A 13,117-nucleotide genomic window follows, 5' to 3' on the forward strand; every position below is an offset into this window, starting at 1 on the left:
AAAGGGGGATGCCGTGAGCTTCAAAGAACGGAAAGTGTCCCAAATGGCAGCTTTCTTCCTTGCTAAAAGCGGGGGGAAGATGGCCATCCTGAAGTTGATGAAGCTCCTCTACTTGGCTGATCGCGAATCGCTGAATCGGTACGAAGAGCCAATTTCGGGTGACCGCATGGTCTCAATGCCCCATGGGCCGGTGTTGTCTCGAACCTATGAGTTGATGAACGGCGCTGAAGGCCCTGTCGACGACGGCTGGGACCATTGGGTCGCCGATCGCGCGGGTTACGAGGTTGCCCTCAAAGACGACATCAGCGCCGATCGTGAAAGTCTTGGTGCTCTGAGCGACGCCGAAATTGAGGTGTTGGATTCCGTGTGGACGGAATTCGGACACTTGGGCAAGTACCAAATTCGTGATCTTACACACGATACCTGTGCGGAGTGGACTGATCCTCACGGCTCGTCCAAGCCCATACCGTACCGCGATGTGTTTTTGGCGCTCGGGCGTGACCTCGAAGCGGCTCGGGAAGCGGAAAGCCATCTGAAGGCGTCCAACGCCGTGGATGCTCTATTCGCATCGCTGTGATTTTTCTCCCTGCTCGAAGGGCTACGGTCCTCGTTCCGACGCCGATCGACGGCCGGCCTGATTTGCGGCACCTCTTCATTTTGCTCACGGACCCGGTTGGAGACGAGAACCAGAATCTGATTGTTAGCTTGTCCACCGTCCGACAGGGGCGTTATCACGACGGAACGTGCCTCCTCTATCCCGGCGATCACGATTTTGTACGCGACGTAACCTACGTCAAATACAGTTCTTGCCGGTTTGAGGCCGCGGATAAATTGGTTCGAGGCGTAAAGAGTGGCGTGCTGGTGCCCAAAGATACGATCGAAGGTGGCGTATTCGCTAGGGTCTGCGAAGGCGTCATGAACTCTCGGCAAACCCCCGCCGAAATTAAAACCTTCTACCAGCAGTTGCGCGATAGCGGCCAAGCATAGGTCTAACCGTTGGGCGGGGTTTGAGGCGATTTAATCTCGCCGCCACTAGCGCCGCCACTGTCGTCTTCGGCGCTCCAAATGGGACACAGTGCCTGCAATCGCCGCCTCAAGCGGTAGATTCTTTGCATCACCCGAGCTGTTGACTTGCCACTCTCCTACCAGGCGATGAAGTAGGTCGCGAGTGAGCGCGCCGTACTCCGGAAAATTGCGCAGCTCATGGATGTATGCCAACTGCGAGACCAGCTTGTGATCGATTCCATGCTCGTCTTGTCCGCGACTAATGTCGGCTATCAATCGGTGGTATAGCTGAAATTGCTCTCGGGCCAAGGTTTCTTGACGCTCAGAGACATAACGCCACGCTGAAAAGCAAATTGCGAAAAGAGGGATGACTAGGCCGAAGATTGCGAGCAGCAGGGCTACCGCGGCTACTAAAAGACTGAGCACCGTCGCGGCAGATGCCTGATCGGAAAGCGACGATGCGCTAAGGTGCGCCCACAAACTTGCCAAGAAGGTGATCAAGTACCCTCCGCTCATCGATCAAAAATGGTTACACAGCGGTTACATCGGCTCGAAAAGAAAAAGGGCTGCATCGCGAAACGCGTGCAACCCTTTGATTTCTTTGGTGGGGCGTGAGTGACTCGAACACTCGACCTACGGATTAAGAGTCCGCTGCTCTACCAACTGAGCTAACGCCCCAAACAGAAGCGAGATTATGCAGTAACTTTTCGAGATTGCCAAGCCCTGTTAGCAAATTCATTAAAAAATTCACACCCTCAGGACTCGAGCCTTCCCTCGACAACGCCGTCATTCTGAAAACATCGCCGCGTCCGGCCGTCCCGGTATCATGTCGCGGACACTTGGCCGCACGAAGCATCGCGCGGCTTTCGACCGGGGATTGCCATGGATGACAAAGAGATTACCGAGCTGCTCGACCGAGTCCTCGCGCCATGGGTCCGGGCGCTCACGCTGACGCCGGTCAAGGCCGACGAGCAGGGTGTGACGCTGCGTCTGCCGTTTTCCGGCGAGTGGCGCCACTCGGGCGGCATGATCAGCGGCCAGGTTTTCATGGCGGCCGCGGATACGGCGATGATCGTCGCAATTACCGCCGCGCTTGGCGGCTTCAAGCCGATGAGTACGGTGTCGCTGAATATCAACTTCATGCGCGCGGTCCGCAAAGGCGATGTGCTGATCCAGGCGCGCGTGTTGCGCATGGGCCGCAATCTCGTGTTCGGCGAAGTCGAATTGTTCGATGAAGGCGGCAACATGGCCGTCCACGCTACCACCACTTACGCGCTACTGGACTGACACAGCCCAGCCGACGCGGGCCGGTGTCACGAAGGACCAGCGGCAAAGCAAGGAAGCAAAGAAGCAAGGAAAAGCAGCATGTTCGATCAGGTCGTATTCGCCGGCGGCGGCAACCGCTGCTGGTGGCAGGCGGGCTTCTGGGACGTCGTGCAGCCGCAGCTCAATATTCGTCCACGCGTGATCACCGGCATTTCGGCCGGCGCGGCCACCGCGTGCATGCTCTACACGCGCGATTCCGACTGGGTCATGCGCTATTACGAGGACGCGCTGCGCCACAACACGCGCAACGCCTATTGGGGCAACCTGCTGCGCAGCGAGTCGGTGTTTCCGCATTACCGGATCTACCGGCAGGCGCTGCTCGACATCTACGGCGACAGGTTTTCGAAGCTCGAACATGCGCCGGAAATTCGCATCGGCGTATCGCATCTGCCGCGCTGGCTCGGCGCGCGTAGCGCGGTTGCCGCGGGGCTGATTGCGTACAACGTCGAAAAATACGTGCGCAAGACGCTGCATCCGACGCTCGGGCGGACGCTCGGCTTTCATCCGGAATTCGTGCGCGCGCAGGACTGCGCGACCGTCGACGAGCTTGCGGACCTGATCCTGCAATCGTCGAGTACGCCGCCGTTCACGCCGGTTCTGCGGCGCAACGGCCGGCCGGTGCTGGACGGCGGCATGGTCGATAATGTGCCGGTCGGCGCGCTCGATGCCGACGCGCCGGGCAACGTGCTCGTGATGGTCACGCGTCTCTATCCGCGGCCTCGGATGTTCGTCGTCCCGCATGGCGTGCAGCAGCGGCTCTATGTGCAGCCGTCGCGCAAGGTGCCGATTTCGAGCTGGGATTACACGAGCCCGTCGCAGATGGTGCACGCGTACAACCTCGGCCGCGCCGATGGTGAAAGCTTCCTTGAGCGCATACCCGCGCTGATGGAGGCGGGGGCGCACGAGGCGCGCTGAACGGCAGCGGGGCGCCTGCCCCGTTCAGGCAGGGCGGCGCAGTGTCACTCTTACTTCCCGTGCCGCCCGAGGCTCACCGGCAAATCACCGGCGCCGCCCGCCCTGCAACGCTTCCGGATTCGCGACACTCGCGGTATCGCCGGCGTCGAACGCAAGAATGTTCTTGAACGCCGCGCTGAAATACAGCTCGTAGCTCTCGCGCTCCACATAGCCGATGTGCGGCGTGCAGATCACGTTTTCCATCCGCAGCAGGCTGTAGCCCTGCAGAATCGGCTCGCTTTCGTAGACGTCGATCGCGACCATCCCCGGACGGTTGTGCGACAGCGCGTTCACCAGCGCGTTTTCCTCGAGCAGCTCGGCCCGGCTCGTGTTCACGAGCAACGCGGTCGGCTTCATGCGCATCAGGTCGTCCTGCTTGACGATGCCGCGCGTGTCGTCGTGCAGGCGCAGATGCAGCGACAGCACGTCGCTATTCTCGAACAGCGCCTCGCAGCTTTCCGCGATGCCGTAACCATCGGCGCGCGCGGCTTCGCGCGAATGCTCGCGGCCCCAGATCAGCACGTTCATGCCGAACGCCCTGCCATAACCGGCCAGCAGACGGCCGATCTTGCCGTAACCCCAGATCCCGAGCGTCTGCCCGTGCAATACCTGGCCGAGACCGAAGTTCGGCGGCAGCGCGGACGTCTTCAGCCCCGATTGTTGCCAGGCACCCTGCTTAAGGTTTGCTACGTATTGCGGAATGCGGCGCTGGGCGGCCATGATGAGGGCCCACGTCAGCTCGGCCGGCGCGACCGGCGAGCCGCTGCCTTCGAGCACGGCGATCCCGCGCTCGGTACAGGCCGCGAGATCGATGTGGCCGGCCACCTTGCCGGTCTGGCTGATCATGCGCAAACGCGGCAGCTTGTCGAGCAGTTGTGAGTTGATGCGGGTACGTTCGCGAATCAGCACCAGTGCGTCGACCTCGGCGAGACGGCTTGCCAGTTGACCGAGACCGCGCACGGTATTGTTGAAAACTTTTACCTCGTGGTCGGCCAGCAATTGAAAGCAGTCGAGCTTGCGGACGGCGTCCTGGTAATCGTCGAGGATGGCAATCTTCATGGTATGTTTTTTGCGGCGCACCTCTATGGTGCGAACGGAATGTTATGCTGACTGTCCCAGCATGTGACTTAGGTCACACGCTGGTCTGGCTGAATGCCTTAGCGTAGAAGCTGTCGCAAAAGAACGGCAGCACTGCGTGAAGGGGAATTGAGAACGTTTTTAGCAGTTTGTTGCATGTTGAGGCAAGCCGCTTTACACAAGGTTGCAGAAGCTTCGTGCAGAGCGCGCCTCCGCCTGGCAGGCTGTGTGGCCCAGGACGATCTGCGTAATCGTGCGGCGGCAGTGAAATCGACACAAATCGACACGCCGGCGTACTGAATTGAATGCCTCTCGCATGCAGCGTCCCCGGGCTTGTACCGTTTTTCTATTGCTTTCAAAACGGAGACAGGTCGATGAATCATCCCTCGTTTGAAGGGCAGCCTACTATCGAGGCGCCCACATGGGTCAAACACCGCAAGCTGATCGACTGGGTCCAGCGTATCGCCGCGCTGACCAAGCCGGAAAAAGTGGTCTGGTGTGACGGCTCGCAGGAAGAATACGACCGCCTGTGCGCGCAGATGGTCGAGGCGGGCACGATGAAAAAGCTCAATCCCGCCAAACGTCCCAATTCCTACCTTGCCTGTTCGGATCCCTCCGACGTCGCGCGCGTCGAGGACCGCACGTTCATCTGCTCGCAGCGCGCCGAAGACGCCGGCCCCACCAATAACTGGATCGCGCCGGCCGAAATGCGCTCGACGCTCGACGGTCTGTTCGACGGTTCGATGCGCGGCCGCACGATGTACGTAGTGCCGTTCTCGATGGGCCCGCTCGGCTCGCCGATCGCGCATATCGGCGTCGAACTGAGCGACAGCCCGTACGTGGTGACCAACATGCGCATCATGACGCGCATGGGCCGCAAGGTGTACGACGTGCTCGGCGAAGACGGCGAATTCGTGCCGTGCGTGCATTCGGTCGGCGCGCCGCTCGCGGCCGGCGAGAAAGACGTGCCGTGGCCGTGCAACAAGACCAAGTACATCGTGCACTTCCCCGAAGCGCGCGAAATCTGGAGTTTCGGCTCGGGCTACGGCGGCAATGCGCTGCTCGGCAAGAAGTGTTTCGCGCTGCGCATCGCGTCGACGATGGGCCGCGACGAAGGCTGGCTCGCCGAACACATGCTGATTCTCGGCGTGACCTCGCCGGAAGGGCGCAAGCATCACGTCGCGGCGGCGTTCCCGTCGGCATGCGGCAAAACCAACTTCGCAATGCTGATTCCGCCGGCCGGCCTGAACGGCTGGAAAATTTCCACGATCGGCGACGATATCGCATGGATCAAGCCGGGCAAGGACGGCCGCCTCTACGCGATCAACCCGGAAGCCGGCTACTTCGGCGTCGCGCCGGGCACGAGCGAAAAGACCAACTACAACGCGCTCGCCACGCTGAAGGAAAACGTGATCTTCACGAACGTCGCGCTGACCGACGACGGCGACGTCTGGTGGGAAGGCATGACCGACGAGCCGCCCGCGCACCTGATCGACTGGCAGGGCAACGACTGGACGCCGGCCATCGCGAAGGAAAGCGGCCGCAAGGCGGCGCATCCGAACGCACGCTTCACCGCGCCGGCTTCCCAGTGCCCGTCGATCGATGCCGACTGGGAAAACCCGGCGGGTGTCGCGATCGATGCGTTCATCTTTGGCGGCCGACGCTCGACTACCGTGCCGCTCGTCACCGAAGCGCGCAACTGGATCGAAGGCGTCTACATGGCTGCGACGATGGGCTCCGAGACGACCGCGGCCGCCGCCGGCCAGCAGGGCGTGGTACGGCGTGACCCGTTCGCGATGCTGCCGTTTTGCGGCTACAACATGAGCGATTACTTCGGCCATTGGCTGAAGACCGGCGAGCGTTTGCAGCAACTCAACGCGAAGCTGCCGAAGATCTTCTGTGTCAACTGGTTTCGCAAGGGCACGGACGGCAAGTTCGTCTGGCCGGGCTTCGGCGAGAACATGCGCGTGCTGAGCTGGATGGTCGGCCGCATCGAAGGCAACGCGCAGGGCGAGGAGCATGCGTTCGGCATTTCGCCGCACTACGAGGACATCGACTGGAGCGGCCTGAATTTCAGCCGGGAACAATTCGAGCAGGTGATTTCCGTGGACGATGCCGCATGGCGTGACGAACTTGCGTTACATGCGGAGCTGTTTGACACACTGCAACACGGCCTGCCGCCGGCGCTGGCCGAAGCCAAACGTGCGCTCGAGGAAAAACTCGCCGCCTGATCAGGTGAGTGCTTACTCTGCATGAAAAGCCGCCTTCTGGCGGCTTTTCCTATTTATGCGGCCCGTTTTATCCCGATTTTTCCGGATTGGGCAACGGTGGGATTACCGTTGCGTCTGTTCGAACAAAAAACACACTGCAAGCTGCGGTGCAGCAGATTGTTTTATTTTTGGGAATAATTACTGGTCGAGCCCCGCTTCTGAGGATACAGTCGCACCAAAATTGACAATATTTCGTGTTTCGGGGGCAACTTCTGCACGATTTTGCGAGTCGTAGGAGAATTCCAGGTTCGCTTCGCTGGTTTTCACTAATTGTCAGGAAGCAGTAACACGGCAGGAGTTGTCCTATGGATCATTTGCAGTCGATGCGAGTTTTCGTCAAGGTGGCGGATCTCGGCAGTTTCGCCCGCGCCGCGAGCGCGATGGATATTTCCAACGCGGTCGCCACCCGTCACGTTGCCGACCTCGAAGGCCGTCTTGGTACGCGGCTGCTCAATCGCACCACCCGCAGTTTGTCGCTGACCGAATCCGGTCAGGTCTATCTCGAGCGCGCACGTCAGATTCTCGACGAACTGGAAGACGTCGAACAGATGGTGGTCGCGCGCAATCACGAACCCGTTGGCACGCTGCGCATCGTCGCGCCGGTCGTGTTCGGGCTGCATAACCTTGCGCCCGTGCTGCAAACGTACGCGGAGCGCTATCCGAAAGTTATTCCGGACGTCACGCTGGTCGACCGTCAGGTGGACCTCGTCGAAGAAGGCTTCGACGTTGGCGTCGTGATCGCGCGGCAGATGCGCAGCGCGAGTATCGTCACGCGGCGTCTGACCACCGGCTGCATGACCGTGTGCGCGACGCCGGCTTATCTGGAAAAGCACGGCACGCCGACGCGTCCCGAACATCTGCTCGAACATCCGTGCCTGAGCCTGCCGTCCGAATATTGGGGCGACGAGCGCGTGTTTACGGGACCGGAAGGCGAAGTGCGGGTGCGTCCGGCGAACGTGATCGTCGCGAATAACACGGAAATGCTGCGGCAGTTTGCGCTGCTCGGCATGGGCATCGCGATTCTGCCGAGCTATCTGATTGGACGCGATATGACGCGCGGCCGGCTCGTGCGTCTGCTCGGCGACTACCGCTTGCCGCAGGTCGAGATCAACATCGCGTATCCGAGCCGCCGTCACTTGCCGGCCAAGGTGCGCACGTTCATCGACCATCTGGTCGAACATTTCAGCCAGACGCCAAACAGCCTGCTCGGCGAACAGTGGATCAAGGACGGTCTCGAGCGGCCCGCTACGGCGGCCGCGTTCGATTCCACCGAGCCCCGCGCACCGGAAGCGTTCGATGGCGCCGAGCCACTGTCGCGACTGCTCGATAACGAACTGTCGCCGGCCGTGCCGAAGACCCTGACGAAGTCGGCAAATCGCACGCGGTCGACGGTGTTGTCGCCGTTGTAAGTCGCTGAGTGCCGAAGTCCGCAGCCATGCGGACGGACGTTAAAAAGGCGCAGTCACCTCAGGTGACTGCGCCTTTTTTGATGGACAGACGCGGACGCGGAAGAATCCGCTCTTCAATACACGGCTCATCGTCCCGCTGCTGGTGAGCTAACGCCACTAGCCGCCGGTTCGAAAAAACGCCTTACGAGCCGGTTTTACGTGCCGTGGTTTTCTTCGCCGGCGCCTTCCTGGCCGCCGCGGTCCTGGTGGCGGGCGCCTTCTTTGCCGCCACCTTCTTCTCCGCCGGCTCGGCTTTCACAGCCACCGCGGTATCGCCTTCGTCCGCTTCCGACATTGCCTTCGTCGCCGAGCGGGCCGCCGATGCCCTGGCCGCCGCGGTTTTCGCCGCCGCCGGCTCCTTCTTTTCGAATTCGAAGCCGATCTTGCCGTCGTTCTGCTTGACGAGGAACGCCTTGAAGTTACGGCCGGTACGCGACGACTTGAAGTTCGTCAGCAGATCGGTGCGGCCTTCCTCGAGCAGCTTGGCCATCTGCTCGCGGGCGATTTCCTGCTGCAGGATCACCTTGCCGGAGCGGAAGTCGCAGCTCTTCGGGCTGGCAACCGAGTTCTCGCAGACGTAGCTCATGCCGTGCTCGAACACGCGACCGTTGCACTTCGGACATGCGCCGACCGGCTGCTGATCGGAGAAGTCGGGCGGTTCGCCGTCTTCGCCGGCCGCATCCTGGCCGAAGTCGAATTCGAGCTTGTAGTTCTTGATCTCGTCGTCGAACGACAGCTTCAGGATTGCCGAGAACGGCCGGCCCATCTTGCTGCGGAAACCCGACAGCGGCCCGATCGTCTTGTTTTGCAGTAACTCTTCGACTTCCGCGATTTCGAACTGGCGTCCGCCCGGAATCTTCGAGATCGAAAACTCGCACTTCGAGCACGCGAAGCGCCGGTAGTTCTCCTTCACCTGACCGCCGCAATTCGGGCAAGGTGTTTCCAACGTCGCGTAATCGCCCGGAATCGTGTCGGAATCGTATTCCTTCGCGCGTTTGACGATGGTTTGCGTCATGCGCGCGATTTCCTGCATGAACGCGTCGCGCGGCAGATTGCCCCGTTCCATCTGCGAGAGCTTGTATTCCCACTCGCCGGTCAACTCCGGCGCGGTCAGCTCCTTCACGCCGAGGCCGCGCAGCAGCGTCATCAACTGGAAGGCCTTGGCGGTTGGAATCAGGTCGCGGCCTTCGCGGATCAGATACTTCTCGGTAAGCAGCCCTTCGATGATTGCGGCACGCGTCGCCGGCGTACCGAGGCCCTTGGCCGCCATCGCTTCGCGCAACTCGTCGTCCTCGACGAGCTTGCCCGCGCTTTCCATCGCCGACAGCAGCGTCGCTTCGTTGTAGCGAGCGGGCGGCTTCGTCACCAGTTGCTGCGCGGCGATCTTGTCGGTCTTGACCTTCTCGTCCTTCTGTACCGGCACGAGGTTCGCGTCGTCACCGCTGATTTCGCGGCCGTAGACCTGCAGCCAGCCCGGTTCGACCAGCACCTTGCCTTCGGTCTTGAAGTGATGGCCAACCACTTCGGTGATACGCGTCGTCACGCGATATTCGGCGGCCGGGAAGAACACCGCGAGGAAGCGCTTCACGACGAGGTCATAAAGCTTCTGTTCCGGCTCGGACAGGTTCTTCGGCGCCTGCAGCGTCGGGATGATCGCGAAGTGGTCGCTGATCTTCGAATTGTCGAAGATGCGCTTGTTCGGCTTCACCCAGCCCTTGTCGAGCACCTGCTTCGCGAACGGCAGGTAGTTGTTGCTCTCCTTGAGCATGCCGAGCGTCTGCCTGACCGTGTCCATATAGTCTTCCGGCAGCGCGCGCGCGTCGGTTCGCGGATAGGTCAGCACTTTGTGCTTTTCGTACAGCGCTTGAGCCAGGCCCAGCGTGTTCTTCGCCGAGAAGCCGAAGCGGCCGTTGGCTTCGCGCTGCAGGCTGGTCAGATCGAAGAGGGCCGGCGATAGCTGCGTCGACGGCTTCGACTCCTCGGTCACGGTGCCCAACTGGCCGCGGCAGGCCGCGACGATCGTCTCGGCCGCGGGCAGCGACCACAGGCGCGAGTCGCGCTTTTCCGGGTCGAACTCGTCGCGCCTGAATTTCGGATCGAACCAGCGGCCTTCGTAGAAACCACCCGCGCAGACGAATTCCGCCTTCACTTCCCAGTAGTCGCGCGGCACGAAGCGGCGAATCTTTTCCTCACGCTCGACGACGATCGACAGCGTCGGCGTCTGCACGCGTCCGACCGTGGTCAGGAAAAAGCCGCCCCCCTTGCTGTTGAACGCGGTCATCGCGCGCGTGCCGTTGATGCCGACGAGCCAGTCGGCCTCCGAGCGGCAGCGCGCCGCGTCGGCGAGCGGCTGCATCTCTTCGTCGCTGCGCAGACGCGCGAAACCCTCGCGGATTGAGCCGGCCGTCATCGACTGCAACCATAGCCGTTGCACCGGCTGCTTGGCTTTCGCGTGCTGCGCGATCAGGCGGAAAATCAGCTCGCCTTCGCGCCCCGCGTCGCATGCGTTGATAAGACGGTCGATGTCCTTGCGCTTCATCAGCCTGGTCAGCACCTTCAGGCGCGACTCGCTTTTGGCGATCGGATTCAGATCGAAATGCGGAGGAATGACGGGCAGATTGGCAAAGCTCCACTTGCCGCGCTTGACTTCGTATTCGTCGGGCGCGGCGATTTCCAGCAGGTGGCCCACTGCCGAGGAAAGGACGTAGTCGTCGCTTTCGTAGTATTCGTCATGCTTGGTAAAGCCGCCCAAAGCGCGCGCGATGTCGTTCGCGACAGAAGGCTTTTCGGCGATGATCAGTGCTTTGGACATGACTCGATGTGAGGTTGGTAGATCCGGGTTGGTGGTCTGGAACGCGCCAGCCTGGCGCGCGATACTCGTTTGAGACCTTTTCGACCCATTAACGACCGCTTTATAGCACATGGCGCGGACCCGGCGTGTCAAGTGCCATAAAAGCGCGCCATCATAATTGCGCGCCTCGCGGTTGATCAAGCTGAGGCAAACGCGGCGTGCCGGTTGCGGCGTTGGCCGCTGTGTCGTCCACCCCGCGCCGCGCCGCAAGGCGCACGCCACCAGCCGTCAGGCGACCGTCAACGCGGGCCGCAGCTTGGGCGCGCCGCTCACGCCAGGCAGCGCCGTCAGGTCCGACAACATGCGCTCCACGATCGACACTTGTGGCAAAACCGTACCGAAAAATCGTGTCGTGACCGAGTCTTCGATCAGGATGGTCGGGAAATTCTCGACGTCCAGATCGTCGAAGCGATCCGCATGAGTTTCGATGTCGATCCACGCGAAACAGACGTCGGGGTGCCGCTCGGAAAGCTGGTTGAAAGCATTCCGGTATTCGCGGCACGTACCGCACCACTCCGCGCACAGGCAGGCAACGAACAGCGTACCGGGCTCGTTGACGCGCTCGGCGATCCGGTCCTGGTCGGTGTCGAGGTTTAGCGCGGGCATGGATGATTTCCTTGTACTTGATCAGGTGCTTTGGCGCGAATGTAGCATGGCCGGTCGCGAAGGGTAGCGCGTGCCCATTGACGCAGATCAGCCGCGGCTCAGCCATGATGGGCCCGCATGAAGCGGCCGCCGGGCAGCAAAGTAACTTCGCCGGCGAGTTCGAGTTGCAGCAGGATGGCGTGCAACGCGGCGTCCTCCATCTCGGTGCGGGTGGCAAGAATTTCAAGCGTGGTCGGTGAATGGCCGAGCGCGACGAGCAGGCGCTCGGCTTCGGGGCTGAGCGGCGGTTTCGGGGACTGGCCGGAGCGGGGCGGCTCCGCGAAGGCTGCGGTGGCCGATGCAGTGCGGCGCAGGGTTGCGGCCGCGGATTCCTGGGCGGACGGGATTGCTTCGGCCGCCGTCGCTTGCACCACCGCCCCGCGCATTGGTCTTGATGTGAGTGGGCGCTCACCTACGGAGCCGGCATCTCCAGCCGGAACGGTCCGCTTCGCTATCCGTTCGGCACGCGCCGCTGGACGGCCAGCAAAACCCAACTCCTCCAGCACCTCGTCAGGCGTCTCCACCAGCCGCGCGCCCTGCTTGATCATCCGATGACAGCCACGCGACAGCGGCGCGTGAATCGAGCCGGGCAAAGCGAACACATCGCGTCCCATCTCGTTGGCGAGCCGGGCGGTGATCAGCGAGCCGGAGCGCATCGCCGCCTCGATGATCACGACGCCGCTCACCAGTCCGGCGATCAGACGATTGCGCTGCGGAAAGTTGGCGGCGCGCGCCGGCGTGCCGAGCGGCCATTCCGAAAGAATCGCGCCCTGAGCCGCGATCTGCCGCGCGAGCGCATGATGCGCGGACGGATAGACGAGATCCGCGCCGGTACCGATCACCGCGATCGTTCCGCCGCTGCCCTGAAGGCCGCCCCGGTGCGCGGCGCCGTCGATACCGAGCGCGAGTCCGGAAACGATGGTCACGCCCGCCGCCGACAGTTCGCGCGCAAACCGCTGCGCGTCCTCGATACCTTGCGGCGTCGCGTTGCGGCTGCCCACCAGCGCGACCGCTCTCGCATGCAGCAGATCGAGCCGGCCCTTTATATATAGCAGCGGCGGCGGATCGGGCATCGTCAGCAGCGCGGGCGGATAGGCAGGGTCGTCGAGCGTCACGATCTGGTTGCCTGGCGACTCGCGCCACGTGAGCGCCGCGTCGAGCTGGCCCTCGAACTGCGGACCGGGCGGCGCCAGCGCGGCGCGCGCCGCGGCCTCGCCGGCGACCTCGGCGAGCGCTTCCTGCGACTGCGAGAAAATCGCTTCCGGCAGCCCGAACGCGCCCAGCATCAGGCGCAACGCCACCGGTTTCAGCCCCGGTGCGAGCGACAGCCGCAGCCAGGCGGCCAGTTCCATCCGGGTTGCGGGCAAGGTGTGCATGCGGGACGCTCCTCCTGCAGGGCCTGCGGGCAGGCAGGCGCCATGCTAAAATTTTCATCATCCGAAATAACGACAGCGCCGCGTCCACCCGCGCGGGCTCATCGTCTGGCGCACGGGGCGCGTTGAATCGAACCGGTTCGATACCATCTATCCTCGGCGTATTAC

Annotated in this window: 10 protein-coding genes and 1 tRNA gene; 5 read left to right on the plus strand and 6 right to left on the minus strand. The window is 62.1% G+C overall.

Going from position 1 to position 13,117, the window contains the following annotated elements:
* The first annotated feature begins 43 nt into the window (after positions 1–43).
* On the plus strand, positions 44–577 hold the full coding sequence (locus QM685_RS01295) for a Panacea domain-containing protein (RefSeq protein WP_415112037.1): 534 nt from the start codon (positions 44–46) through the stop codon (positions 575–577).
* 455 nt (positions 578–1,032) lie between these two features.
* Here the strand turns inward: QM685_RS01295 and QM685_RS01300 are convergent, their stop codons facing one another.
* Positions 1,033–1,506: a hypothetical protein gene (locus QM685_RS01300; RefSeq protein WP_415112038.1), complete on the minus strand. Its 474-nt coding sequence runs from the start codon at positions 1,504–1,506 to the stop codon at positions 1,033–1,035.
* Positions 1,507–1,607: 101 nt separating this feature from the next.
* Positions 1,608–1,683, minus strand: a tRNA-Lys gene (locus QM685_RS01305).
* A gap of 204 nt (positions 1,684–1,887) precedes the next feature.
* Here QM685_RS01305 and QM685_RS01310 point away from each other — a divergent pair.
* Entirely contained in the window at positions 1,888–2,292 is a 405-nt protein-coding gene (locus QM685_RS01310; RefSeq protein WP_415112039.1) for a PaaI family thioesterase, read from the plus strand.
* Positions 2,293–2,370: 78 nt separating this feature from the next.
* Entirely contained in the window at positions 2,371–3,246 is an 876-nt protein-coding gene (locus QM685_RS01315; protein ID WP_415112040.1) for a patatin-like phospholipase family protein, read from the plus strand.
* Positions 3,247–3,330: 84 nt separating this feature from the next.
* Here the strand turns inward: QM685_RS01315 and QM685_RS01320 are convergent, their stop codons facing one another.
* Positions 3,331–4,344, minus strand: coding sequence for a D-2-hydroxyacid dehydrogenase family protein (locus QM685_RS01320; protein ID WP_415112041.1), 1,014 nt, complete (start codon positions 4,342–4,344; stop codon positions 3,331–3,333).
* Between the two features lie 392 nt (positions 4,345–4,736).
* Here QM685_RS01320 and QM685_RS01325 point away from each other — a divergent pair, with 392 nt between their 5' ends.
* Positions 4,737–6,593, plus strand: coding sequence for a phosphoenolpyruvate carboxykinase (GTP) (locus QM685_RS01325; protein WP_415112042.1), 1,857 nt, complete (start codon positions 4,737–4,739; stop codon positions 6,591–6,593).
* Positions 6,594–6,937: 344 nt separating this feature from the next.
* Positions 6,938–8,041 (plus strand): LysR family transcriptional regulator, encoded by a 1,104-nt coding sequence (locus QM685_RS01330; protein ID WP_415112043.1) that lies wholly within the window; start codon positions 6,938–6,940, stop codon positions 8,039–8,041.
* Between the two features lie 181 nt (positions 8,042–8,222).
* Here QM685_RS01330 and QM685_RS01335 read toward each other — a convergent pair whose 3' ends face one another.
* The 3 genes from QM685_RS01335 to dprA form a co-directional block, all read right to left on the minus strand.
* Positions 8,223–10,892 carry a DNA topoisomerase III gene (locus QM685_RS01335; protein ID WP_415112044.1) on the minus strand — a complete coding sequence of 890 codons (2,670 nt, stop codon included), beginning with the start codon at positions 10,890–10,892 and terminating at the stop codon, positions 8,223–8,225.
* Positions 10,893–11,159: 267 nt separating this feature from the next.
* The gene (locus tag QM685_RS01340) at positions 11,160–11,537 is read right to left on the minus strand and encodes a thioredoxin family protein (protein WP_415112045.1); all 378 of its coding nucleotides are present in this window, start codon (positions 11,535–11,537) and stop codon (positions 11,160–11,162) included.
* Positions 11,538–11,635: 98 nt separating this feature from the next.
* On the minus strand, positions 11,636–12,952 hold the full coding sequence (gene dprA / locus QM685_RS01345; RefSeq protein WP_415112046.1) for a DNA-processing protein DprA: 1,317 nt from the start codon (positions 12,950–12,952) through the stop codon (positions 11,636–11,638).
* Positions 12,953–13,117: the final 165 nt, after the last annotated feature.

It is taken from the genome of Paraburkholderia sp. (assembly GCF_047605525.1).
GTDB lineage: Bacteria > Pseudomonadota > Gammaproteobacteria > Burkholderiales > Burkholderiaceae > Paraburkholderia.

Coding starts and splice junctions, on each gene's coding strand:
- QM685_RS01310 (WP_415112039.1), top strand. CDS start 1,888: ATGGATGACAAAGAGATTACCGAGCTGCTCGACCGAGTCCTCGCGCCA.
- QM685_RS01340 (WP_415112045.1), bottom strand. CDS start 11,537: ATGCCCGCGCTAAACCTCGACACCGACCAGGACCGGATCGCCGAGCGC.
- QM685_RS01335 (WP_415112044.1), bottom strand. CDS start 10,892: ATGTCCAAAGCACTGATCATCGCCGAAAAGCCTTCTGTCGCGAACGAC.
- QM685_RS01325 (WP_415112042.1), top strand. CDS start 4,737: ATGAATCATCCCTCGTTTGAAGGGCAGCCTACTATCGAGGCGCCCACA.
- QM685_RS01320 (WP_415112041.1), bottom strand. CDS start 4,344: ATGAAGATTGCCATCCTCGACGATTACCAGGACGCCGTCCGCAAGCTC.
- dprA (WP_415112046.1), bottom strand. CDS start 12,952: ATGCACACCTTGCCCGCAACCCGGATGGAACTGGCCGCCTGGCTGCGG.
- QM685_RS01295 (WP_415112037.1), top strand. CDS start 44: ATGGCAGCTTTCTTCCTTGCTAAAAGCGGGGGGAAGATGGCCATCCTG.
- QM685_RS01330 (WP_415112043.1), top strand. CDS start 6,938: ATGGATCATTTGCAGTCGATGCGAGTTTTCGTCAAGGTGGCGGATCTC.
- QM685_RS01315 (WP_415112040.1), top strand. CDS start 2,371: ATGTTCGATCAGGTCGTATTCGCCGGCGGCGGCAACCGCTGCTGGTGG.